The following is a 24,675-nucleotide window of genomic DNA, read 5'->3' on the forward strand; positions in this document are numbered from 1 at the left end:
GAGGAGGACAGCAATTGTCTAAGAAAAGATTATACGAAATTGCCAAAGAATTGGGCAAGGAAAGTAAGGAAGTCGTCACTCGTGCGAAAGAATTAGGTTTTGACGTCAAGAGTCATGCATCTAGTGTCGATACTGATGTTGCTGAAAAGCTGATCAAGAGCTTTGCAGCGAAAAAAGAAACAGTCGAAAAGAAAGTAGCAGAAGTGGCTGCCAAGACAACGGCTGTCGCAGAGAAAAAAGAAGCAGCGCCTGTCAAAAAAGAAGGAGCAACTGAGACAAAATCAGTAACGCCAGCTGCTAAACCAAAGAGTCGTAACTTTAAAGCGGAACGAGAAGCGCGTGCAAAAGAACAGGCTGAACGTAGGAAACAACAAGACAATCGTCCAAAACGTGATCGCAAAGATAATCAGCGTCATGGTGACAACCGAAATCAACGACCACAAGAGCGAAATGAACAGCGAAATCAAGGTTCTGAGCGTCGTAATAACCGACCAGATCAAAGACGTAGTGCACAACCCCAAGTGGCACCAAAAGTTGATTTCAAAGCGCGTGCAGCAGCACTGAAAGCTGAACAAAATGCTGAATACGCACGTGGAAGTGAAGATCGCTACAAACAACAAGCTGCAAAAGCAGAACAAGAACGTCAACAGCGCCGGAAACGGGTAGAAGCACCAGAAGTGAAAGCACCTGTACAGGAGCCAGCTGTTGAGAACCATACAAAACCAGCTGTTGCTGCTGCTCCAGCTCAAGTCGATACACGTCGGAAGAAACAAGCGCGACCAGATAAGAAACGCGATGATTTTGATCGTGAAGAAGATGGTCCAAGAAAACAACAAAGGAATCGAAATAGTCAAAATCAAGTGAGAAATCAGAGAAATAGTAACTGGAATAACAATAAGAAAAATAAAAAAGGAAAGAACAACCGTAATGATGCTCCAAAACCAGTAACAGAGCGTAAATTCCATGAATTACCAAGTGAATTTGAGTATACGGATGGAATGACGGTTGCCGAAATCGCAAAACGCATCAAGCGTGAACCGGCTGAAATCGTCAAGAAACTCTTTATGATGGGAGTCATGGCGACTCAAAATCAATCGCTGGATGGAGATACGATTGAACTCTTGATGGTGGATTATGGAATTGAAGCCAAGAAAAAGGTTGAAGTGGACAATGCCGATATCGAACGCTTCTTCGTTGAAGATGGTTATTTGAATCCAGATGAGTTGGTAGAGCGTCCACCAGTTGTCACCATCATGGGACACGTTGACCACGGTAAAACTACCCTTTTGGATACTCTTCGTAATTCACGTGTAGCAACAGGTGAAGCGGGAGGAATCACCCAGCACATCGGTGCCTACCAAATCGTGGAAAATGGTAAGAAGATTACCTTCTTGGATACACCTGGACACGCGGCCTTTACTTCTATGCGGGCGCGTGGTGCATCTGTTACGGATATTACCATCTTGGTCGTAGCGGCAGATGACGGGGTGATGCCTCAGACTATCGAAGCTATTAACCACTCAAAAGCGGCGAATGTCCCAATCATTGTGGCTATTAACAAGATTGATAAACCAGGTGCCAACCCAGAACGTGTCATCGGTGAATTGGCGGAACATGGGGTTATGTCAACTGCCTGGGGTGGCGATTCTGAGTTTGTAGAAATCTCAGCTAAGTTCAACCAAAATATCGATGAACTCTTGGAAACGGTCCTTCTTGTGGCTGAAATCCAAGAACTCAAGGCAGATCCAACTGTTCGTGCCATCGGTACCGTTATCGAAGCGCGTTTGGATAAAGGAAAAGGTGCAGTGGCAACCCTCCTTGTTCAACAAGGTACCTTGAATGTTCAAGACCCAATCGTTGTCGGAAATACCTTTGGACGTGTCCGTGCCATGACCAATGACCTTGGACGTCGTGTGAAGGTTGCAGGACCATCTACTCCGGTTTCTATCACTGGTTTGAACGAAGCGCCAATGGCGGGTGACCACTTTGCGGTTTATGAAGATGAAAAATCAGCGCGTGCAGCGGGTGAAGAACGTGCCAAACGTGCTCTGATGAAACAACGTCAAGCAACCAACCGCGTCAGCCTTGAAAATCTCTTTGATACCTTGAAGGCTGGGGAAGTGAAATCCGTTAATGTCATCATTAAAGCCGATGTACAAGGTTCGGTTGAAGCTCTTGCTGCTTCCCTTCAAAAGATTGAAGTAGAAGGTGTGAAAGTGACCATCGTTCACTCAGCAGTTGGTGCGATCAACGAATCAGACGTGACCCTTGCAGAAGCTTCAAATGCCTTCATCATCGGATTTAACGTCCGTCCTACTCCACAAGCACGTCAACAAGCTGAAGCTGACGAGGTGGAAATCCGTCTTCACTCAATCATCTACAAAGTGATTGAAGAAATGGAAGATGCCATGAAGGGTATGTTGGATCCTGAGTTCGAAGAGAAAGTGATCGGGGAAGCAGTTATTCGTGAAACCTTTAAAGTCTCAAAAGTGGGTACCATTGGTGGATTTATGGTCCTTAGTGGTAAGGTTACACGTGATTCCAAAGTCCGTGTCATTCGTGACGGTGTCGTGATCTATGACGGAGCTCTTGCAAGCTTGAAACACTTCAAAGATGATGTCAAAGAGATCACAAATGGTCGTGAAGGTGGATTGATGATTGAAGGCTACAATGATATCAAGACAGACGATACCATTGAAGCCTACATCATGGAAGAAATTAAAAAATAAGAGGCTGACTAGGAAAAAAGAGGAATTTTCTCTGATTTCCTAGTTTTTAAACACAAAGCAGAAAGGAGTTCCTATGGCAAGTCATTTTCGGACAGATCGAGTAGGGATGGAAATCAAGCGTGAAGTCAATGAGATTTTACAAAAGAAAGTCCGTGACCCGCGTGTTCAAGGCGTTACTATTACGGATGTTCAAATGCTAGGTGATTTGTCTATGGCCAAAGTGTATTATTCAATTATGAGTGATTTGGCTTCAGACAATCAAAAGGCTCAGACAGGCCTTGAAAAAGCAACAGGAACCATCAAGCGTGAATTAGGTCGGAATCTGAAATTGTACAAGATTCCAGATCTTACTTTTGTGAAAGACGAATCCATCGAATACGGGAATAAGATCGATGAGATGTTGCGCAATTTGAACAAAGACTAGAGAGGTTGGAAATTTTCCACGCCCAGATTGAAAGATAAAGTCTTCTTAGAAACTTTCCTTAGGTGAGTACGGACGTCAGCGAACTTCTTCGAAGTTCCATGACTAATTATTGAGCCTAAGGTCTCAATAATTCCGAGTACCTGAAACTATTAAGTTTCAGGTACTTTTCTCACGACGAAAAGTTTCAGTAGATGATTGAATCACTCTAACGAGTAACATTTCTTTTTATAGAATTTATTAGATTTATAAAAAAGAATAGTTTGTCTACAGTCTCGGGTTGGAAATTTCCAACTTTTTTTGACTCTTAAAATGAGGAAAATAAAACAGAAAGAAAAAAACGGTTTCAAAAAATAATAGAAATTTACAGAAATCTCTTGTGTGATTGGAAATTATCCTTTACAATAGGAGAGGAGTTTTATTTCTGATCTCAAATTTGGAGGAATGAACATGTCGATTAACTGGCAGGAAATTGTATTTAACTTTTTGGGAGGCCTGGGGCTCTTTCTCTATAGTATTAAAACCATGGGAGAAGGCTTGCAACAGGCTGCAGGAGATCGACTTCGATACTATATTGATAAATATACGAGTAATCCCTTTCTAGGGGTTCTAGTAGGGATTGGGATGACTGCCTTGATTCAGTCGAGTTCAGGGGTTACAGTGATTACGGTCGGTCTGGTGAGTGCAGGACTTCTAACCCTCCGTCAAGCTATTGGTATTGTTATGGGGGCCAATATTGGAACGACTATTACCTCCTTTATCATTGGTTTTAAATTAGGAGACTACGCTCTTCCCATGCTCTTTATCGGAGCGGTTTGTCTCTTCTTTACCAAAAATCGTTTGGTTAATAATGTTGGACGAATCGTTTTTGGTGTCGGTGGTATCTTCTTTGCCCTCAACTTGATGAGTGGGGCTATGGAACCTCTTAAAGATTTGCAAGTCTTTCGTGACTATATGGTGCAGTTAAGTAAAAGTCCTATCTTGGGTGTCTTTGTTGGATCAGGCTTAACACTTTTGATTCAGGCCTCTTCTGCAACCATTGGTATCTTGCAAAATCTCTATGCTAGTCATTTGATTGACCTGAAAGGAGCCCTCCCAGTTCTCTTTGGTGATAATATCGGAACGACCATTACAGCTATCATTGCTTCCTTGGGAGCTAATATTGCGGCCAAACGTGTGGCAGGTGCCCATGTAGCCTTTAATGTTATCGGAACCATTATCTGTCTTGTCTTCCTTGTTCCGTTTACCTCTTTGATTCAATGGTTTGAAACGACTCTTCATTTATCCCCAGAAATGACCATAGCCTTTGCTCACGGAACCTTTAATATAACCAATACCATCATCCAGTTCCCATTCATTGGAGCTTTGGCATACTTTGTGACCAAGCTGATTCCTGGTGAGGATGAGGTTGTCAAATATGAACCGCTCTACTTGGATGAAAACTTGATCACCCAAGCGCCTTCGATTGCTCTTGGAAATGCGAAAAAAGAGTTGCTTCATTTAGGTGGATATGCAGACAAAGCTTTTAATCTTTCTTATGATTATATTGTTCATCAAAATGAGAAAACAGCTGAAAAGGGTCATAAGACAGAAGAAGCCATCAATACCATTGATGATGATTTGACTCGCTACCTGATTCGTTTGTCAAGTGAAGCCTTGAGTCCGAGAGAAAGTGAAGTTCTCACCAATATCTTGGATTCTTCACGGGATTTGGAGCGGATTGGAGATCACGCGGAAGCCTTGATCAATCTGACCGATTATTTAATTCGTAAGAAAGTGGTCTTTTCAGAAGCGGCCTTGGCTGAATTGGAAGATATTTACAACCAAACCCATCAATTTGTAGAGGATGCCTTAAAAGCTGTTGAGAACAATGATGTGAGTCTTGCAAACCAATTGGTAGCACGTCACGAGGCAATTGAAAAGTTGGAGAAAAGACTTCGGAAAACCCATATTCGTCGTTTGAACCACGGCGAATGTACACCTCAAGCCGGAGTAAACTTTATTGATATCATTTCTCACTATACACGTGTTGCAGACCATGCCATGAATCTCGCTGAAAAAGTACAAATCGAGCAAATTTAAGGAACGTCAAACAGAGTAAGTAGGAAGCTTACTCTGTTTTTTGTTGGATTCTATTCAAAAATAGGTCTAGACCATTTACAAATGGAAGTGAAAGCGTTATAATATGTATGAATATAAATGGAACACAGTTCCTACAATGGAAAGGACGATTTTATGTCTACATATATTAAAGCAGATCAATTTTATTATCCACATGGGGTTCGCCGCGGAGGCTATTTGGAGCTTGTTGATGGCAAGTTTGGAAAACATGTGGAAAGCTTACCAGAAGGTGCGGATGTGCTGGATTATTCTGGTTACAGCATTGCGCCTGGCCTCGTAGATACCCATATTCACGGATTTGGTGGGGTAGATGTGATGGATAATAATATCGAAGGCACTCTCCATACCATGAGTGAAGGGCTCTTGAGTACAGGGGTTACGAGCTTTTTGCCTACGACCTTGACTTCCTCTTACGAACAACTTTTGGCAGTAACTGAAAATATCGGTGCACGATACAAAGAAGCAACAGGAGCTAAGATTCGCGGGATTTATTTTGAAGGCCCTTATTTTACAGAAAAATACAAGGGAGCTCAAAACCCATCTTATATGAAGGATCCAAGTATGGAAGAATTCCGGGCTTGGCAAAAAGCTGCCAATGGTCTGTTGAATAAGATTGCCCTTGCTCCCGAGCGTGAAGGGGTGGAAGAATTTGTTCGGACCATTACAGGAGAAGGAGTGACTGTCGCTCTGGGACACTCCAATGCTACTTTTGAAGAAGCTAAAAAAGCGGTTGATGCAGGTGCGAGTGTCTGGGTACATGCCTACAATGGTATGCGTGGTTTGACGCACCGTGAACTCGGTATGGTTGGTGCCATGTATGAGTTGCCTCATACTACAGCAGAGTTGATCTGTGATGGCCATCACGTGGATCCACTAGCGTGTGATATCCTGATGAAACAAAAAGGCAAAGAAAATGTTGCCTTGATTACGGACTGTATGACAGCTGGGGGCTTAGAAGACGGGGACTACATGCTTGGGGAATTCCCAGTCGTGGTTGCTGAAGGGACTGCTCGCTTGAAATCAACTGGTAATCTAGCTGGCTCAATCTTGAAATTGAAAGATGGATTAAAAAATGTTGTAGAGTGGGGGATTGCTAACCCTCACGAAGCAGTGATGATGGCCAGCCTCAATCCGGCAAAATCAGTCCATATTGATGATGTTTGTGGTCAAATTCGAGAAGGATATGATGCGGACTTCATCGTTCTTGATCAAAATTTGGATCTGGTTGCGACCTATCTCGATGGGGTCAAACGTTACCAGGCTACGAACTAGATTCAAGAATTAAAGATAGAATACTTCCTCTCTAAGTCATACCTAGAGAGGTTTTTGTTTACCGATGGTAGTGCAATTTTGTGAATGCTGTCTTTTCATGCTATAATGGGAATTGAAATGTGAGGTAGCTTATGAAGGCAATTGATATACGTTTTTTATTGATGGGAATTTTTTTCTTGCTCTATGGGATTGTAAGAAAAAATATCTTTATTGTGATTGTTGGTGGGGCATTTTTACTCTATAGTTTTTATAGCAAGAAGATGGAGCCAACCAAGAAGAATATTTTTAAGCCAGAGCTCAAGCTTCGAGGGCCTAAGAAACCGAAATCGAAGAAAGGAAAGAAAAAATGAACAATTATCGTTTAAATAATGGGGTGGAGATTCCTGTATTAGGATTTGGAACCTGGAAAGCAGCAGATGGAGAAGAAGCCTATCAAGCTGTCTTAGCTGCTTTAAAAGCAGGTTACCGCCATATCGATACAGCTGCGATTTATCAGAATGAAGAGAGTGTGGGTCGGGCCATTAAAGACAGTGGTCTTGCGCGCGAAGACCTGTTTATTACCACCAAACTTTGGAATACTCATCACACCTATGAAGACGCTCAAGCTGCTTTGGAAGAGTCTCTTGAGAAACTAGGCTTGGACTATGTAGATCTTTATTTGATTCATTGGCCAAATCCAAAACCTCTTCGAGAAAATGATGCTTGGAAACAACGAAATGCTGAGGTTTGGCGGGCAATGGAAGATATGCTAGCTGCTGGCAAGGTTCGAGCTATTGGTATTAGCAATTTTCTGCCTCATCATTTGGAAGCCCTCCTTGAAACAGCTCGGGTCATTCCGTCTGTGAACCAAATTCGTCTAGCACCTGGGGTTTACCAAAGCGAAGCCATTGCAGCGAGTCGCAAGCATGGCATTTTATTAGAGGCTTGGGGACCTTTTGGCCAAGGAGAATTGTTCCAAAATGAACAAGTAAAAGAAATGGCTACTAAATATGGAAAGACCGTTGCTCAACTAGCCCTGGCTTGGAGTTTGCAAGAAGGTTTCCTTCCATTGCCCAAATCGGTTACGCCTGAGCGGATTGCGAGTAATTTAAATTGCTTTGATTTTGAATTGACGGCAGATGATGTGGAACTCCTTCGTCATCTTCCGGTTGAAGCAGGTGCACCAGATCCAGACACCAAAGATTTTTAAAAGAGAATTTCTATTCATTAATGAAAACCGAGGACAGTTTCGTTCTCGGTTTTTAAAATCCTTTCAACGATTAAATAATTTTAAAAATCCAATAAAAACAGATGTTCTATAATACTTTCCCATGTAACTTCAAAATTTTCCGAACGAAAATTAGTTAATAGTTAGTAATATTCGTAAATGTTACATTTGTGTTACAATTTGTTTTTTGAATGAATTTTCAGATAATTTTGCGTTATAATAGTTACTATTAAAATAAAAGGGGAGTTTCTATGAATAGACAAGAACGTTTTTCATTAAGAAAATACAAATTTGGTGTAGCCTCAGTTTTATTAGGGGCTGTTTTGGTATTTGGATCTGCACAAGCGAGTGCAGAAGAACAAGCGGCCAGCCAAACGAGTGCTGGAACACAGCTTGTAGCCACTACTCAACAGGCACCTGCTGAAGAAGAGCATTCACAAGCAACAGAAGCAAATACAGCAGTCGCTAGTGAGAAAGTAGAAGTTGCAAAAGAAGCAACAGTTGCTGAAAAGACAACGAATGCAACAGAAGCAGGTCATGTTGAAAAAATAGAAGCTCCGAAAGAAGCAGCTACTGTTCCAGAAACAAAACCGGAAGTAGCGGAAAAACCTGTAGAAAAAGCAACAGAAGTGGCGACTGCGACAAGTTCTGAAACAACGAATCGCCATGAGGCAGCTGAAAAACCTCAAAGCATCGAAAGTGACGAAATTATTACTGTTCCCCAAACCTGGAAGCAAGGCTATAAAGGGGAAGGGATGGTTGTCGCCGTCATCGACTCTGGCTTGGATGTGAACCACGAGGTTCTTCGGATTACCGATCCTTCAAAAGCTAAGTTTAAAAACCAAGAAGAAATCGAAGCTGCTAAGAAAGCGGCAGGAATCGATTATGGTAAATGGTACAACGACAAGGTTGTCTACGCTTATGACTACTTTGATGGGACCGACAATATCAAAGAGGCCGAAAGAGATTCTCATGGGATGCACGTTACAGGGATTGCAACAGGGAATCCTGATAAAGAAGCAGGAAACGGTGAAAAGATCTATGGTGTAGCACCAGAAGCGCAAGTTATGTTTATGCGTGTCTTTTCAGATCGTCAAAAAACAACGGGTTCTGCCCTTTATGTAAAAGCAATTGATGATGCTGTAGCTCTTGGTGCCGATACCATCAATATGAGTCTTGGATCTTCTACTGGTTCTACGGTCAATGCAGGTTCAGACATCATTGATGCTATCAAACGGGCGCGTGCTAAAGGTGTATCTGTCCTAATCTCTGCAGGAAATAGCAATACTTTTGGGAATGGTTATTCAAGACCAGCTGCAGAAAATCCAGATTACGGCTTGGTCGGAAACCCATCAACAGTAGAGGACTCTATTTCTGTTGCTTCAATCAATAATAAAATCATTACCACAGAGGTTTTTGAAGTCAAAGGTTTGGAAGGTAATGCAGAAGTAGATAACGGGAAGTTTGACTACAGTAAATCTGCAACAGATACAGACTTTGAAAAAGGTAAAGAATATGAGTATGTATCAGTTGGTCTTGGGAAAGAAGATGATTTCAAAGATCTAGATCTTACTGGTAAATTGGCGCTTATCCAACGCGGGGAAATTCCATTCTCAGAAAAGATTGCCAATGCCTTCCATCATGGTGCAGCAGGAGCTTTGGTCTACAATAATGTGGAAGGATCGAATCTTGGAATGGCAATTGATGGAGATGCTAAGAAAATTCCATCTGTCTTCATTTCAAAACGCTATGGGGAAGCTCTGAAAGCTGGATCTTACAAAGTTGTCTTTAACAATACCATGGCCAACCGTCCATCTCCAGAAGCAGACCAATTGTCTGATTTCTCAAGCTGGGGAGTGACAACCGATGGTCAGTTGAAACCAGATGTCACAGCACCTGGTGGGAATATCTTCTCTTCTTTAAATGACAATACCTACGGGGATATGAGTGGTACTAGTATGGCTTCACCTCACGTGGCAGGTGTCGCCGCCTTGGTCAAAGAATACCTTGTGAAGCATCACCCAGAATTAACTCCAGAACAAGTTTCTGAAACAGTGAAAGCCTTGATTATGTCTACGGCTAAACCACATGTTAACAAAGAAACCGGTGTCTATACGTCTCCACGCCAACAAGGAGCAGGGGTTGTCGACACAGCCGCAGCCGTTTCAACAGACTTGTATGTGACTGGTGAAAACAACTATCCAAGCGTCACTCTTGGAAATGTTGGAGATAGCTTTACCTTTGATGTCACAGTCCACAATATTTCAGATACCGATCGTACCTTGAAAATGTTGGTGAATACTGACACAGATGAAGTGAAGGATGGTAAATTTACCCTTCGTCCACGTAAATTAACAGAAACTGCTTGGCCTGAAGTAACCGTGAAAGCACATAGTTCTGAAACAGTTACAGTGAAAGTCGACACAAGTAAATTCACAGAAGAATTAAGCAAAGAAATGCCAAATGGCTATTTCCTTGAAGGATTTGTTCGTTTTGTCGATCCAGCAGATGATGGGGATGTAGTTAGCTTGCCATTTATGGGATTCAAGGGAGAATTCCAAAACCTTCCAGCTGTTGAAAAACCAATCTATGATTTGGTTCGTGAAGGAAAAGATGGCTTCTACTATCATGTTCCAAAAAATTTGAATATCTCATCTAGTGCCAATGTTTCTGCGCTTGTCACCCTTCAAAATGACCTTCTCCTTACACAAGGGAAACGAGATGGTCGTCGGATTACCGTTCTTGGTATTGAAGAAAATGCGGAAGGAACTCATGCTCTTCAACTAGATGAGAATGGAAATGTTCGCATTGCCATTTCACCAAATGAAGATGGAAATAAAGACCTCGTTGAATACAAGACGGTTGCTCTTCGAAACATTGAAAACCTTCATGCAGCTGTCTATGCAGCAAGCGATACGGAACATAAAAATCCACTGTGGGAAGGAACTCCATCTGATCATCGTAAGAACTTCTTTGATGGCAATGAAAAGAACCCACGCAGCTATACACTAGATAACACTGCTTGGAATGGTACCGATGCAAATGGGAAAGCAGTAGCAGATGGTGTATATGATTATGTCATTCGTTACACCCCAATGGTTCCTGGAGCTGAGGAGCAATCAACAACCTTCAAGGTTCAAGTCGATACTCAAAAACCAGTGATCACATCTGGATATATCCGTTTCAAAGATGGGGCTCAACAGTTTGTAGCACGTAAAGCCAAAGATGTTGGCGATGGTGGTATCTTAACTGAAAAACTCGTCTATGTGACTCCATTTGATGATCAGGGGACAATGGTCCAAACCAGTGAAGATAAGAATGGTACACGTGCGCTTGAAAATTACCATGTGATCAAGGCCAATGCAGATGGTAGCTTCGATCTTCCTGAAAACATCGATAAGAAGAATATCTACTACTATGTAGAAGACTTTGCGGGGAACGTAGATTATGTTTCACTAGCTGATTTAGTTCGGGATCAAAATAGTGGTCGGGTTCAAATTGCAGTTCGTGACGCTAAAACGAACAAAGATTTGGATACTATGTATGTTTACCGAATCAAAGATAGCAAGGGCCAATACGTGTCAGTTGATAAGACAAAAGATATTAACTTCTTGAACTTTGGTCATTATACTGCTGAAATCTTTACGTATGATCGTACAGAAGTGAAATTTGTCAGCAGCTTGACGCAAGAATTTGATTTGACAGAGGATAATAGTTTCCAAACGATTGCTTTTCTTGCCAATACTTTAGAATACGCGCCAGTTAGCATCAGCTTTGATCAACCGGTTTCAAAAGCAGCTACGATCGTATTAAAAGGGGCAGATGGTGAAAACTTTGTCTTGCCAGCTGAAAAATATGGTAAAAATGGCTTTGGTAAATCTGTAGCAACTGGTCAATATACCTTGGTTGCAACTCTTCCTACAGGCTATGAACTAGCTGAGGAAGCACCAGTGATCTCAGTTGTCGCAGGACGCAACAACAATTATCGTATTGGAGTGATCTCAAAAGTGGATCTCTTAGCTGCTTTGAACAACCAAGCAGATATTACAAAGACAGCGCAATACTTCAATGCCAGTGCGGATAAGAAGGAAGCCTATGATCAAGCCTTGCAAGCGGCCCAAGCAGCCTTGACCAACAAGGTTAGTCAAGAGCAAGTCAACCAAGCTCTAGCTAGTCTTGAAGCTGCCAGCCAAGCTTTGGATGGGAAAGATTCAAACGTTGCGGCCTTGAAAGAAGCTATGCAGGCTTACGATGCTACGACAAAAACTGGTCGTTATGCCAATGCCAAAGAAAAAGTACGTCGCGACTACGATCGTGCTTTCCAAACAGTAGCCTTGCTTGCAGTTGATCCAACTGTGAAACAAGAACAAATCAATCAAGCACTTGCTGAGCTTAGCCGTGCAGAAGGAAAATTAAACGGGAAAGCAACTGATTTTTCAAGTCTTGAAAAATACATCAAGGAAGAATTGAAGTTCCAAGAAAAGAATGCTAAATTCATCTATGCAGGAAATGAAGAAAAAGAAGCTTACCTAGTAGCCTTCAAGGATGCACAAACCATCCTTTCAAATCCAGGAGCAAGCCAACAAGATGTGAAAGATGCTTTGACAGCCTTGAAGAATGCCAAGAAAAAACTTCATGGTAAAAAACCAAAAGCTGCAAGACGTCCATAAGAAAAACAACCTTGTTTGTTAGCCTAAAATCCGTATGAAACGATTGTTTCATGCGGATTTTAATTTACAAGTCACTAAAAATCTGCTATAATACTAGTCAAGAAAGAAGGGCTTACGGCGTTTTTCTAGCGAGCTTGGGATAGTGAGAGCCAAGTAGAGCAAGGTAAGCAAGTGGCGCTTTCTCTCAGTAAAAAGCTGAGTAAAGTAAAATAAAATGAAGTAATAAATTAGGGTGGAACCGCGTTTCTAACGCCCCTAGGTCATAGACTTAGGAGCAGAGACACGGTTCTTTTTGTATCCTAAGTCACAAGAAACTTTATGAATAAGGAGTATTCAATGTCAAAAAAACTAACCTTTCACTGCGTCAGTGGCAGAGAGCTCCTTACAGTCGGACTGCCCCACGCTCAGCACTAGGGTGCCTGAGCTAAACGCAGTACTAACTCGTCTTGCCCCGTACGATTGACGAGGCAGACTCGTGTCGCAAGAAATTATAGAAAAAGGAGTAAATAATGTCTAAAAAATTGACTTTCCAGGAAATCATCCTTACTTTGCAACAATACTGGAATGACCAGGGTTGTATGCTCATGCAGGCTTATGATAATGAAAAAGGTGCGGGAACCATGAGTCCTTACACTTTCCTTCGTGCCATTGGTCCTGAGCCATGGAATGCGGCTTATGTAGAGCCATCTCGTCGTCCAGCGGACGGTCGTTACGGGGAAAACCCAAACCGTCTTTACCAACACCACCAATTCCAAGTGGTGATGAAACCATCACCATCAAACATCCAAGAGCTCTACCTTGAGTCATTGGAAAAATTGGGGATCAATCCTTTGGAGCACGATATCCGTTTCGTTGAAGATAACTGGGAAAATCCATCAACTGGTTCAGCTGGTCTTGGTTGGGAAGTTTGGTTGGACGGTATGGAAATCACTCAGTTCACCTACTTCCAACAAGTTGGTGGTTTGGCAACTGGCCCAGTAACTTCTGAGGTCACTTACGGATTGGAACGTTTGGCTTCTTACATCCAAGAAGTAGACTCAGTTTATGATATTGAGTGGGCTCCAGGCGTTAAATACGGAGAAATCTTCCTTCAACCAGAATATGAACACTCAAAATATAGCTTTGAAGTTTCTGACCAAGATATGCTTCTTGAAAACTTCGAAAAATTTGAAAAAGAAGCAGGGCGTGCTTTGGAATTAGGCCTTGTTCACCCTGCCTATGACTACGTTTTGAAATGTTCACACACCTTCAACTTGCTTGATGCACGTGGAGCAGTATCCGTTACAGAACGTGCCGGTTACATTGCCCGCATCCGTAACTTGGCCCGTGTCGTAGCTAAGACCTTCGTTGCAGAACGTAAGAAACTCGGTTACCCACTTCTTGACGAAGCCACACGCGCCAAACTCCTAGCAGAAGAGGAAGAATAAAGAGAGTATATTAAATAGGATTGGGTTATAGAGGGATCCTACAGAACCAGTTGCCGCAGTGATAGAGGTATCGTTAGAGAAACTAACGATACCAGGCAAAATTGGAGACCTTAGGCTCCGATTTTAGCAATGAAACGACGCAGTCGGTTGCTTGCGTGCCAATCACATAAGGCAAACTGGAAAAAAAGATATTTTTCGGAGAAAAAACATGACAAAAAACTTATTAGTAGAACTTGGACTTGAAGAGTTGCCAGCCTACGTTGTCACACCAAGTGAAAAACAACTCGGTGAGAAAATGGCAGCCTTCTTGGATGACAACCGTCTTTCATACGAGAGCATTCAAACCTTTTCAACACCACGCCGTTTGGCAGTCCGTGTCATTGGTTTAGCAGATCAACAATCTGATTTGACTGAAGATTTTAAAGGACCTTCTAAGAAAATCGCCTTGGATGCAGATGGAAACTTCTCAAAAGCGGCTCAAGGATTCGTCCGTGGGAAAGGCTTGACGGTTGATGATATCGAATTCCGTGAAGTCAAAGGGGAAGAGTACGTTTATGTTACGAAGCACGAAGCTGGAAAACCAGCTAAAGAAGTCTTGGCTGGCGTTCCAGAGGTGCTTGCTTCATTGACCTTTCCTGTTAGCATGCACTGGGCTAACAACACCTTTGAATACATTCGCCCAGTTCACACCTTGATCGTTCTTTTGGGCGACGAAGCACTCGACCTTGATTTCTTGGATATTAAGTCGGGTCGTGTGAGTCGTGGGCACCGTTTCCTTGGACATGAAGTAGAAATTACCAATGCGGATTCGTATGAAGAAGACCTTCGCACGGTTTACGTGATTGCGGATAGCAAAGAACGTGAAAACATGATTCGTGAGCAAATTAAAGCCATCGAAGCAGAACAAGGTGTTCAAGTCCAAATCGAAGAAGGACTTTTGAATGAAGTCTTGAACTTGGTCGAATACCCAACTGCCTTTATGGGAAGCTTCGACACCAAATATTTGGACGTTCCAGAAGAAGTCTTGGTGACCTCAATGGAAACACACCAACGGTACTTTGTTGTACGCGACCTTGATGGTCAGCTGAAACCAAACTTCATCTCCGTCCGTAATGGGAACGCTGAGCACTTGGAAAATGTTATCCGAGGAAATGAAAAAGTCTTGGTGGCGCGTCTTGAAGATGGTGAATTCTTCTGGCGTGAAGACCAAAAACTTAAGATTGAAGACCTCGTTGCTAAATTGGCCAACGTGACCTTCCATGAAAAAATTGGTTCTCTTTCAGAACACATGGCGCGTGCGGGTGTCATTGCAGCGTCACTAGCTGAGCAAGCTGGTTTGACTGCTGAAGAAACGGCAGCCGTCGCTCGTGCAGCTGAAATCTACAAATTTGACCTCTTGACGGGTATGGTCGGAGAGTTCGATGAATTGCAAGGAATCATGGGTGAAAAATACGCCCTCCTTGCTGGTGAAGATGCTGCGGTTGCGACAGCTATCCGTGAGCACTACCTTCCTGATTCAGCAGACGGAGCCCTTCCAGAGACTAAGGTTGGTGCCATTCTTGCCCTTGCAGATAAATTGGATACCCTCCTTTCCTTCTTCTCAGTTGGCTTGATTCCATCAGGTTCAAATGACCCTTATGCGCTTCGTCGTGCAACACAAGGGATTGTTCGTATCTTGGATGCCTTTGGTTGGCATATCCCTATGGATGAGTTGATTGACAGCCTCTACGGACTTTCATTTGATAGCCTTTCCTATGACAATCAAGCAGAAGTGCTCAACTTCATCAAGGCGCGCGTGGACAAGATGATGGGACGCACACCAAAAGATATCAAAGAAGCTGTTCTTGCTAGTTCAAACTTTGTCGTGGCAGATATGCTGGAAGCAGCTGAAGCTCTTTCAGAAGCTGCGAAGACGGATGGTTACAAGGCAGCTGTTGAATCCCTCTCTCGTGCCTTTAACTTGGCAGAAAAAGCAGATGCTTCAGTAGCGGTCGATGCTAGTCTCTTTGAAAATGATCAAGAAAAAGCCCTTTCTAAAGCGATTGAAGAGCTTGAATTGACTGGTTCAGCTAGTGATAAATTGGCTCAACTCTTTGCTCTTAGCCCAGTCATTGATGCTTTCTTTGACAATACCATGGTGATGGCAGAAAATGAGGCTGTTAAAAACAACCGTTTGACCCTTCTTGCAGGCCTTGTAGCGAAAGCTAATGCTGTTGCAGCCTTTAATCAATTGAACACAAAATAAGTACCTGATGACAGGTAGAAAGTAGGTTTTATTATGACACCTGAAAAAATCGCTCGAATCAATGAGCTTGCTAAAAAGAAAAAAACAGAAGGTTTGACGCCAGAAGAAACAGTGGAGCAAGCAAAACTTCGTGAAGAATATATTGAAGGTTATCGTCGTTCGGTTCGTCACCACATTGAAGGGATCAAAATTGTGGATGAAGAAGGTAACGATGTAACACCTGAGAAACTACGCCAAGTGCAACGGGAAAAAGGTTTGCATGGCCGTAGCCTCGATGACCCTAATTCATAAGCAAAAGAGTGCTGGAAGAGACTCCAGCAGTCTTTTTAATCTATAAAATTCAGAATATTCTGGACTAGATTGACCAATTTTTAAAAACATGGTATAGTAGATTGTGTGAAAATTTAAAGTATACTTTTCTGAAAATGTACAGAAAAAGAATTGGAGTAATCATATGTCAAAAAAACATCATCCTAGTCAAGAAACCGAAAATGGGATGGTTCGTGGTCTGCAAAATCGGCATGTTCAGCTGATCGCTATTGCAGGAACCATCGGGACAGGGCTCTTTCTTGGAGCTGGTCGTTCCCTTTCTTTGACAGGTCCCTCTATTATTTTAGTCTATATGCTGACTGGCGCCTTCATGTACTTGATGATGCGGGCGATCGGAGAAATGCTCTATATGGACCCTGATCAACACACCTTTATCAACTTTATCACCAAGTATATAGGAAAAGGTTGGGGTTATTTTTCAGGATGGTCCTATTGGGTCTCCTTGGTATTTTTGGGAATGGCAGAGATCACCGCTGTTTCCAACTATGTCCAGCTTTGGTTTCCAAATTGGCCAGCCTGGCAGATTCAAATTATCTTTTTAGCGCTCTTAAGTTGTGTAAACTTGATCGCTGTGAAGGTTTTTGGAGAGGTTGAATTCTGGTTTGGAATGATCAAGATTGTCACTATTTTAGCCTTGATCGCAACAGGGATCTTTATGGTGACGACGAATTTTGAAACACCAGCTGGACACGCTAGCTTAACCAATATTACCAGTGGTTTTCAAATGTTTCCAAATGGTTGGGTCAAGTTTGTCATGGCCTTCCAAATGGTCTTCTTTGCTTATCAAGCGATCGAGTTTGTCGGAATTACTACTTCTGAAACAGCTAATCCCCGCCAAGTATTGCCAAAAGCCATTAAAGAAATTCCAATCCGAATTGTAATCTTTTATGTAGGAGCTTTGTTGGCGATTATGGCTATTTTCCCTTGGCAACAGCTTCCTGTCAATAAGTCACCGTTTGTAACTGTCTTTCAGATGGTAGGAATCAAGTGGGCAGCAGGATTGATTAATTTTGTTGTACTGACAGCTGCTGCATCTTCCTTGAATTCCACCCTCTATTCAACAGGGCGTCACTTGTATCAGATTGCAAAAGAAACTCCAAACAGTAAAGTGATGAATCGTTTGAAGCTGAATAGCTTATCTCGTATGGGGATTCCAAGTCGCGCGATTATTTTTTCTGCGATTGTGGTTGCTGTTTCAGCCTTTATCAATGTGTTGCCAGGTGTCTCAGATGCCTTTGCCTTGATTACAGCATCTTCTTCTGGTGTCTACATTGCTATTTACATTTTGACTATGCTTGCCCATCTTAAGTACCGTAAATCGAAAGAATTTATGCCAGATGGTTTTGTCATGCCAGCCTATAAAGTGTTGAATCCATTGACCATTGTTTTCTTCCTCTTCGTATTCGTTTGTCTCTTTTTGCAAGAATCAACATACATTGGAGCGATTGGAGCAACCATCTGGATCATTCTTTTTGGGATTTACAGCAATTGGAAACATAGTAAATAAACCGCAAGAGAGTGGGACAGAAATCGGTAATTCGTTAGAATTCGATTTCGTCGTCCCACCTCCGCACAGTTGAGTAGGGCTGTAAAAGCTGATGAAATCAGCGTAGTAGAGCCCACTCAACTACTGCGTCTTGCTCGACAATCCAAAAACAATAAAGAGGCTAGGACTTTTGTCCCAGCCTCTTTATTATTTCAGAGCTAGTTTGCTTTCTTTTAAGGAATTTCTTGGAGTGATTAAAAGAAAAACAGAGATGGAAGAAATTATTTTTCTTCCATCTCTGTTTTTTGTCCTTGAATGGCTTTTTTGAGCCACCAAAGTGAGCCGGCTAGGATCAGGGCAGCAAGCCAAAAAATCCAAGCCTCAATAGTGGTTAGAAAAAAGTAGAGAGCGATAGCATCGACCAATAAAAGTGGGATGAGAATCTGTTTTCTTATTTTCATAAGAATATTGTATCATAAATCCTAGAGGAAACAAATAAAATCAAGCCTTTCTAGGTATTTTGAAGGATCCGAAAAGGTCCGATAGGATTAGTTAGTGAATTTTCTTTCAGGAGTGCATCTTGGTCCCATTTGTGGTAAAATAGTAAAGATATGAGTAAAGAATTTCATCATGTAACGGTTTTGCTTCATGAAACGATCGATATGCTGGATGTTAAGCCAGATGGTATCTATGTAGACGCCACATTGGGTGGGGCAGGCCACAGCGAATATTTGTTAACAAAATTAAATGAATCGGGCCATCTTTATGCCTTTGACCAAGATCAGCATGCGATTGAGAATGCTAAGATTCGTTTGGCACCTTTCATCGAGAAAGGCATGGTGACCTTCATTAAGGATAACTTTCGTCATTTGAAGGAACGTCTAAACGAATTGGGTGTGACTGAAATTGATGGAATCTGTTATGACCTAGGTGTGTCTAGTCCTCAGTTAGATGAACGGGAACGCGGATTTTCTTACAAGAAAGATGCGCCACTGGACATGCGGATGAATCAAGAAGCTTCCTTGACAGCCTATGAGGTCGTAAATAGCTACGATTACCATGATCTAGTCCGTATTTTTTTCAAATATGGAGAGGACAAATTTTCCAAGCAAATTGCGCGGAAAATTGAGCAAGCACGAGCAATTAAACCGATTGAAACGACGACTGAATTAGCAGAGATTATTAAATCTGCTAAACCAGCTAAGGAGCTCAAGAAAAAGGGCCATCCTGCTAAACAGATTTTCCAAGCCATTCGTATCGAAGTCAATGATGAACTGGGAGCTGCAGATGAATCAATTCAGCAAGCCATGGATTTGTTGGCCCTCGATGGTCGTATTTCTGTGATTACCTTTCATTCGTTAGAGGATCGATTGACCAAACAATTGTTTAAAGAAGCTTCGACAGTTGAGGTTCCAAAGGGGCTTCCCTTTATTCCAGATGATTTGAAACCAAAGATGGAGTTAGTCAACCGGAAACCTATTTTGCCAAGTGATGAAGAGCTTGAGGATAATAATCGATCCCATTCAGCAAAACTACGGGTTGCTCGAAAAATACACAAGTAAGAGGAATTGATATGGCAGCAAGAGATGAGAGAACAAGAACACAGCTACTGCAAGACCGCTTTCGCCGTTTCTCTAGAGTAGAAAAGGCTTTTTATGGGTCGATTGTCCTAACAGCTGTTATTTTAGCCATTAGTATCGTCTTTATGCAGACACGGATTTTACAAGTTCAGAGTGAATTGACGGATTTGAATACGGAACTAGAAGCCAAAAAGACGGAATTAGCAGATGTTCGTCAAGAGGTCAATGAATTAACACGTTATGACCGCTTATCACAGTTGGCTAGCTCCCAAGGAATGAAGCTGCAAAAAGAAAATCGAAAAACAGTGAGTGCAAGTAGTGATGAATAAATTCAAAAAATTTTTGATCGGGTATTCGATAAAGAAACGTCGCTTGCCGGATCAGAATCGAAAACAAGTTGGGAAAAATCTCAGTGTACTGGCGATTTTCCTCTTTTTTCTCTTTCTGATTAATTTTGCAATGATCATTGGGACTGACAAAAAATTTGGTGTAACCTTATCGGATCAAGCCAAAAAAGTCCATGAGCAGACGGTCATTGTTCCTGCAAAACGTGGAACGATCTATGATCGAAATGGAGCAGTAATTGCTGAAGATGCGACGACCTATAACGTTTATGCCGTTATTGATAAAAAGTACAAATCAGCAACTGGGAAAGTCCTCTATGTAGAAGAGAGCCAATTTAAAAAAGTAGCAGAAATCTTTAAGCAGTACTTAGGGATGGATGAGGATTACGTCATTCAACAGTTGTCGCAAAAGAAATTGAAACAGGTTTCTTTTGGCTCGAACGGAAATGGCATTACTTATAGTAATATGACAGCCATCCGTGAGGCCATGGAAGCGGCGAAGATTGAAGGGGTTGCCTTTACAACTAGTCCAAATCGAAGCTATAAAAATGGAGTTTTTGCCTCTCAATTTATAGGTCAGGCCTCTCTTCAAGAAGATAAAGAGGGGAATAAAACCCTGAAGGGACAATCAGGGATGGAGAAATCCCTCGATCGTATTCTCGCTGGTCAAAATGGGGTTATCACCTATGACAAAGACCGAAACGGCAATATCGTTCCTGGTTCAGATAAGGTTTCTGTCAAAACAGAAGATGGAAAAGATGTCTATACGACCATTTCAGCAGAATTACAAACCTACCTTGAGACGCGAATGGATGTTTTCCAAGAAAAAGTAAAAGGAAAGTATGTTAGTGCGACTCTTGTGAGTGCAAAAACAGGAGAAATCCTTGCGACAACGCAACGTCCTTCCTATAATGCGGATACCAAACAAGGGCTGGATCTGAAAAACTTGAAAACCTGGAATACCATCCTTTATCAAGATCAATATGAACCGGGTTCAACCATGAAGGTCATGTTATTAGCTTCGGCGATTGATCATGGAACCTTCCCAGCTTATAATGAGGGATACTATAATAACGAACTACAAGTAAAAGATGCGACCATCCGTGACTGGGATGTCAATATGGGACTGTCTGAAGGTCGCTATATGAATATTGCACAGGGCTTTGCCTTTTCTAGTAATATTGGGATGACCAAGCTAGAGCAGAAGATGGGAAATAACGTCTGGATGAATTACCTCCACCGCTTCAAATTTGGTCTCCCTACCCGTTTTGGCATGGGCGATGAGAGTTTTGGAAGCCTTCCGGGTGATAACTATGTTACTCAAGCTATGTCTGCCTTTGGTCAAGGGATTTCCGTCAGTCAAACTCAAATGTTACGGGCCTTTAGTGCCATCGCTAATGATGGACAAATGTTGGAGCCGAAGTTTATTAGTGCTATTTACGATAAAAAATCAGACACAGCCCGCAAATCAAAAAAAGAAGTTGTTGGAAAACCAGTTTCAGGATCAGCTGCACAACAGACACGGAACTATATGATCACCGTCGGAACAGATCCAGAGTATGGAACCTTGTACAGTGATGGACCCATCATTCAGGTACCCGGTCAAAACGTTGCGGTGAAATCAGGGACTGCCCAAATGGCGACAGATCAAGGATACTTGCAAGGAGAAAATGATTATATCTACTCGGTTGTAGCCATGACACCTGCAGAAGATCCTGAATTCATCATGTATGTGACGGTCCAACAACCAGAAGTGAAATTCTCATTCACCAGCTGGGAAGAGCTGGTCAATCCTATTTTGGAAGATGCAGTTGCTTTGAAGGATGAATTGAATCTAGTAACGGAAACCAAGGCCTTGGATGGGGTCACCAAAGAGGCCACCTATAAGATGCCGTCGGCAGAATCCTTGTCGAAAGAATTGAAGTTGAAGCAGACCATCAGCCCAGGTGGCTTCGCAGATGAACTGCGGCGCAATCTGATCCAGCCTGTCGTCCTAGGTACTGGAAAAAATATTAAAAAGATGTCTGTTTCAGCAGGAACGAAATTAAAAGCAAATGAGCAAGTGTTATTGTTGACAGATGATTTGGATTCAGTTCCGGATATGTACGGATGGACCAAGGAAAATGTTGATAAATTTGCAGAATGGACGGGCATTGAGATCACCTATAAAGGGGAAGGTTCTCGTGTGAGCAAACAAAACGTCAAAGTAGAAACTGCTTTAAAGAAGACGAAGAAAATAACAATTACATTAGGAGATTGATATGTTACTTGCTACCCTAGTAGTATCATTTATACTGACGGTTATTGGCATTCCGGCCTTCATCCGTTTCTATCAACGAGCCCATATTTCAGGGCAACAAATGCACGAAGATGTGAAGCAACACCAAGCCAAGGCGGGCACTCCTACCATGGGTGGAGTTGTATTTCTCATTACAGCCGTTCTAGTTAGTTTTGTCGTTACCGTATTGACTGGAAATTTCACGCGCCCTGTTCAACTGATTCTATTTATCTTGATTCTATATGGAATTGTTGGATTTTTGGATGACTTTTTAAAAGTTTTTCGTAAGATTAATGAAGGTCTCAACCCAAAACAAAAACTGGCCCTTCAACTTGTTGGTGGAATCATCTTCTATATTTTTTCTGAACGCCACGGTGCAGGAAGCCTTTTAAATGTCTTTGGTTACGATCTTTACTTGGGCCATTTCTACATTCTCTTTGCTTTGTTTTGGTTGGTTGGATTTTCAAACGCGGTCAATTTAACAGATGGAATTGATGGATTAGCCAGCATCTCCGTTGCTATTAGCCTGAGTGCCTATTCCTTTATTGCCTATATGCAAGGAAAATGGGACATTCTCTTTGTGACTTTGAGTATGATTGGGGCTTTGCTCGGATTCTTTGTCTTCAACCACAAGCCGGCTAAAATCTTTATGGGCGATGTCGGTAGTCTAGCTCTTGGAGGGATGCTTGCAGCCTTGTCAATGGCTCTGCATGTCGAGTGGACGTTGCTCTTGATTGGTCTGGTCTATGTCATTGAAACAGGTTCAGTGATGCTACAAGTGACCTATTTCAAATGGACCAAGAAACGGTACGGGGAAGGACGTCGGATTTTCCGAATGACTCCTTTCCACCATCATTTAGAACTGGGTGGCCTTTCTGGCAATGGTCAAAACTGGTCAGAATGGAAAGTGGATGCCTTTATGTGGAGCATTGCCTTGGTGACAAGTGTCGTGACTCTAGTCCTTCTCTACCTATAAAACGACGGTGGGCTTGCCCATCGTTTTTTTGCTGACTCAGAGAGACTTTGCGGGTTAGGAAAAATGACTCATAAGAGAGGCAAGAAGACAGCTTTTCTGATATAATAATAGAGATCATGAAAGGAAATGAGAAAATGAAATTTACAGAGTTTAATTTTAAGCCCTATATTCAAGAGGCACTGAAAGAAATCAATTTTAGAGAAGCAACTGAAGTACAGGAAAAACTAATTCCGATTGTCCTAGCTGGAAATGATTTGGTAGGAGAGTCAAAGACTGGTTCTGGGAAAACCCATACTTTCCTCTTGCCAATTTTTCAAACTCTAAATGAAGACAGCCAACAAGTTGAAGCGGTCATCACGGCTCCTAGTCGGGAGTTGGCGACGCAAATTTACCAAGCTGCTCGTCAAATCGCTAGTCATTCTGACAAAGAGATTCGGATTGTGAATTATGTTGGAGGAACGGATAAAAGCCGTCAGATTGAAAAACTGCAGGTCAAACAACCACATATCGTGATTGGAACTCCAGGCCGGATCTATGATCTAGTTGCATCTGGTGATTTTGCTATTCATAAGGCCCATACTTTTGTGGTAGATGAGGCAGATATGACACTGGACATGGGATTCTTGTCTACCGTGGATAAGATTGCTTCAAGGCTTCCGCAACAACTGCAATTTTTAGTTTTTTCAGCCACCATTCCGCAAAAATTGCAGCCTTTCTTGAAAAAATATCTCTCAAACCCAGTCATGGAGCAAATTAAGACTAAGACGGTGATTTCAGATACCATCGATAATTGGCTGGTTTCCACCAAGGGTCGGGATAAAAATGAGCAAATTTACCAATTGACCAAGACCTTGCAACCTTATTTGGCCATGATTTTCGTTAATACCAAAACGAGAGCAGATGATCTCCATGCCTATTTGGTGGCTCAGGGATTGAAAGTGGCAAAGATTCACGGAGATATCCCACCACGTGAACGGAAACGGATCATGAATCAGGTTAAAAATCTTGATTTTGAGTATATTGTGGCCACAGATTTAGCGGCTCGTGGAATTGATATCGAAGGGGTGAGTCATGTCATCAACGATGCTATTCCACAAGATCTTTCTTTCTTTGTCCACCGTGTCGGTCGGACAGGACGCAATGGTCTACCAGGTGTCGCTATTACTCTTTATCAACCGAGTGATGATTCAGATATCCGTGAACTAGAAAAAATGGGCATTCGTTTCGTACCGAAAGTGTTGAAAAATGGGGTTATTGAAGATACTTATGATCGGGACAGACGGGCGAATCGTGAGAAAAAGCAAGAGAAACTCGACATCGAAATGATTGGTCTGGTGAAGAAGAAAAAGAAAAAAATCAAACCAGGCTACAAGAAAAAAATCAAATGGGCAGTTGATGAAAAGCGGAGAAAAGCTAAGCGAGCTGAAAACCGTGCGCGTGGTCGGGCGGAACGTAAGGCCAAACGCCAAACTTTCTAACCCCTTCTTTCAAATGTTCAGAAGAAAACATAGATTTTCTTTATGAACTCCATAAAGAAAAACTATTAGGAACTTGTCTAAAATTATGATAGACTAAATTTGAGTAGTCTA

The 24,675-nt window shown here is 42.1% G+C and carries 17 protein-coding genes; 16 read left to right on the top strand and 1 reads right to left on the bottom strand.

Annotation, left to right across the window (positions count from 1 at the left end):
* Positions 1-14 precede the first annotated feature (14 nt).
* The 11 genes from infB to PCY11_RS06870 all read left to right on the top strand — a co-directional run bounded on the left by infB (position 15) and on the right by PCY11_RS06870 (position 17,929).
* Positions 15-2,729, top strand: coding sequence for a translation initiation factor IF-2 (infB, locus tag PCY11_RS06820; RefSeq protein WP_045760254.1), 2,715 nt, complete (start codon positions 15-17; stop codon positions 2,727-2,729).
* A 73-nt stretch (positions 2,730-2,802) separates the two neighbouring features.
* Positions 2,803-3,153 carry a 30S ribosome-binding factor RbfA gene (gene rbfA / locus PCY11_RS06825; protein WP_003003976.1) on the top strand — a complete coding sequence of 117 codons (351 nt, stop codon included), beginning with the start codon at positions 2,803-2,805 and terminating at the stop codon, positions 3,151-3,153.
* A 447-nt stretch (positions 3,154-3,600) separates the two neighbouring features.
* Positions 3,601-5,232 (top strand): Na/Pi cotransporter family protein, encoded by a 1,632-nt coding sequence (locus PCY11_RS06830; RefSeq protein ID WP_301362601.1) that lies wholly within the window; start codon positions 3,601-3,603, stop codon positions 5,230-5,232.
* A 153-nt stretch (positions 5,233-5,385) separates the two neighbouring features.
* Positions 5,386-6,543, top strand: a complete 1,158-nt coding sequence (gene nagA / locus PCY11_RS06835; protein ID WP_042760248.1) for an N-acetylglucosamine-6-phosphate deacetylase — start codon at positions 5,386-5,388, stop codon at positions 6,541-6,543.
* Between the two features lie 131 nt (positions 6,544-6,674).
* Complete coding sequence (locus tag PCY11_RS06840) at positions 6,675-6,893, top strand: hypothetical protein (RefSeq protein ID WP_003018530.1); 219 nt, start codon at positions 6,675-6,677, stop codon at positions 6,891-6,893.
* A complete protein-coding gene (locus PCY11_RS06845) occupies positions 6,890-7,732 on the top strand; it encodes an aldo/keto reductase (protein WP_049490978.1) in 843 nt (280 codons plus the stop codon). The genes PCY11_RS06840 and PCY11_RS06845 overlap by 4 nt, the downstream gene beginning before the upstream one ends.
* A gap of 269 nt (positions 7,733-8,001) precedes the next feature.
* Positions 8,002-12,420, top strand: a complete 4,419-nt coding sequence (locus PCY11_RS06850) for a S8 family serine peptidase (protein ID WP_301362602.1) — start codon at positions 8,002-8,004, stop codon at positions 12,418-12,420.
* 509 nt (positions 12,421-12,929) lie between these two features.
* A complete protein-coding gene (glyQ, locus tag PCY11_RS06855) occupies positions 12,930-13,847 on the top strand; it encodes a glycine--tRNA ligase subunit alpha (protein ID WP_002886077.1) in 918 nt (305 codons plus the stop codon).
* Positions 13,848-14,055: 208 nt separating this feature from the next.
* Positions 14,056-16,092: a glycine--tRNA ligase subunit beta gene (gene glyS / locus PCY11_RS06860; RefSeq protein WP_301362603.1), complete on the top strand. Its 2,037-nt coding sequence runs from the start codon at positions 14,056-14,058 to the stop codon at positions 16,090-16,092.
* A 33-nt stretch (positions 16,093-16,125) separates the two neighbouring features.
* Complete coding sequence (locus PCY11_RS06865) at positions 16,126-16,383, top strand: DUF896 family protein (RefSeq protein ID WP_003010384.1); 258 nt, start codon at positions 16,126-16,128, stop codon at positions 16,381-16,383.
* Positions 16,384-16,546: 163 nt separating this feature from the next.
* Positions 16,547-17,929 (top strand): amino acid permease, encoded by a 1,383-nt coding sequence (locus PCY11_RS06870; protein ID WP_301362604.1) that lies wholly within the window; start codon positions 16,547-16,549, stop codon positions 17,927-17,929.
* A 260-nt stretch (positions 17,930-18,189) separates the two neighbouring features.
* On the opposite strand, the gene PCY11_RS06875 is transcribed toward PCY11_RS06870, so the two are convergent.
* Entirely contained in the window at positions 18,190-18,369 is a 180-nt protein-coding gene (locus tag PCY11_RS06875) for a hypothetical protein (protein ID WP_037599920.1), read from the bottom strand.
* A gap of 150 nt (positions 18,370-18,519) precedes the next feature.
* Here PCY11_RS06875 and rsmH point away from each other — a divergent pair, with 150 nt between their 5' ends.
* From rsmH to PCY11_RS06900, 5 genes are all read left to right on the top strand, one after another.
* Complete coding sequence (gene rsmH / locus PCY11_RS06880; RefSeq protein WP_024054758.1) at positions 18,520-19,470, top strand: 16S rRNA (cytosine(1402)-N(4))-methyltransferase RsmH; 951 nt, start codon at positions 18,520-18,522, stop codon at positions 19,468-19,470.
* An 11-nt stretch (positions 19,471-19,481) separates the two neighbouring features.
* Complete coding sequence (gene ftsL / locus PCY11_RS06885; protein WP_003014937.1) at positions 19,482-19,817, top strand: cell division protein FtsL; 336 nt, start codon at positions 19,482-19,484, stop codon at positions 19,815-19,817.
* Positions 19,810-22,092: a penicillin-binding protein PBP2X gene (gene pbp2X, locus PCY11_RS06890; RefSeq protein ID WP_301362605.1), complete on the top strand. Its 2,283-nt coding sequence runs from the start codon at positions 19,810-19,812 to the stop codon at positions 22,090-22,092. Before ftsL ends, pbp2X begins: the two co-directional genes overlap by 8 nt.
* A gap of 1 nt (position 22,093) precedes the next feature.
* Positions 22,094-23,086, top strand: a complete 993-nt coding sequence (mraY, locus tag PCY11_RS06895) for a phospho-N-acetylmuramoyl-pentapeptide-transferase (RefSeq protein WP_301362606.1) — start codon at positions 22,094-22,096, stop codon at positions 23,084-23,086.
* A 134-nt stretch (positions 23,087-23,220) separates the two neighbouring features.
* The gene (locus tag PCY11_RS06900) at positions 23,221-24,564 is read left to right on the top strand and encodes a DEAD/DEAH box helicase (RefSeq protein WP_301362607.1); all 1,344 of its coding nucleotides are present in this window, start codon (positions 23,221-23,223) and stop codon (positions 24,562-24,564) included.
* Positions 24,565-24,675 lie beyond the last annotated feature (111 nt).

Source organism: Streptococcus sp. SP8, assembly GCF_030440045.1.
Classification (GTDB): Bacteria; Bacillota; Bacilli; order Lactobacillales; family Streptococcaceae; genus Streptococcus; species Streptococcus parasanguinis_I.

What these genes read in the sequence shown, in the direction of transcription:
- rbfA (WP_003003976.1), top strand. Translation starts at nt 2,803, where the DNA reads ATGGCAAGTCATTTTCGGACAGATCGAGTAGGGATGGAAATCAAGCGT.
- PCY11_RS06830 (WP_301362601.1), top strand. Translation starts at nt 3,601, where the DNA reads ATGTCGATTAACTGGCAGGAAATTGTATTTAACTTTTTGGGAGGCCTG.
- nagA (WP_042760248.1), top strand. Translation starts at nt 5,386, where the DNA reads ATGTCTACATATATTAAAGCAGATCAATTTTATTATCCACATGGGGTT.
- PCY11_RS06840 (WP_003018530.1), top strand. Translation starts at nt 6,675, where the DNA reads ATGAAGGCAATTGATATACGTTTTTTATTGATGGGAATTTTTTTCTTG.
- PCY11_RS06845 (WP_049490978.1), top strand. Translation starts at nt 6,890, where the DNA reads ATGAACAATTATCGTTTAAATAATGGGGTGGAGATTCCTGTATTAGGA.
- PCY11_RS06850 (WP_301362602.1), top strand. Translation starts at nt 8,002, where the DNA reads ATGAATAGACAAGAACGTTTTTCATTAAGAAAATACAAATTTGGTGTA.
- glyQ (WP_002886077.1), top strand. Translation starts at nt 12,930, where the DNA reads ATGTCTAAAAAATTGACTTTCCAGGAAATCATCCTTACTTTGCAACAA.
- glyS (WP_301362603.1), top strand. Translation starts at nt 14,056, where the DNA reads ATGACAAAAAACTTATTAGTAGAACTTGGACTTGAAGAGTTGCCAGCC.
- PCY11_RS06865 (WP_003010384.1), top strand. Translation starts at nt 16,126, where the DNA reads ATGACACCTGAAAAAATCGCTCGAATCAATGAGCTTGCTAAAAAGAAA.
- PCY11_RS06870 (WP_301362604.1), top strand. Translation starts at nt 16,547, where the DNA reads ATGTCAAAAAAACATCATCCTAGTCAAGAAACCGAAAATGGGATGGTT.
- PCY11_RS06875 (WP_037599920.1), bottom strand. Translation starts at nt 18,369, where the DNA reads ATGAAAATAAGAAAACAGATTCTCATCCCACTTTTATTGGTCGATGCT.
- rsmH (WP_024054758.1), top strand. Translation starts at nt 18,520, where the DNA reads ATGAGTAAAGAATTTCATCATGTAACGGTTTTGCTTCATGAAACGATC.
- ftsL (WP_003014937.1), top strand. Translation starts at nt 19,482, where the DNA reads ATGGCAGCAAGAGATGAGAGAACAAGAACACAGCTACTGCAAGACCGC.
- pbp2X (WP_301362605.1), top strand. Translation starts at nt 19,810, where the DNA reads ATGAATAAATTCAAAAAATTTTTGATCGGGTATTCGATAAAGAAACGT.
- mraY (WP_301362606.1), top strand. Translation starts at nt 22,094, where the DNA reads ATGTTACTTGCTACCCTAGTAGTATCATTTATACTGACGGTTATTGGC.
- PCY11_RS06900 (WP_301362607.1), top strand. Translation starts at nt 23,221, where the DNA reads ATGAAATTTACAGAGTTTAATTTTAAGCCCTATATTCAAGAGGCACTG.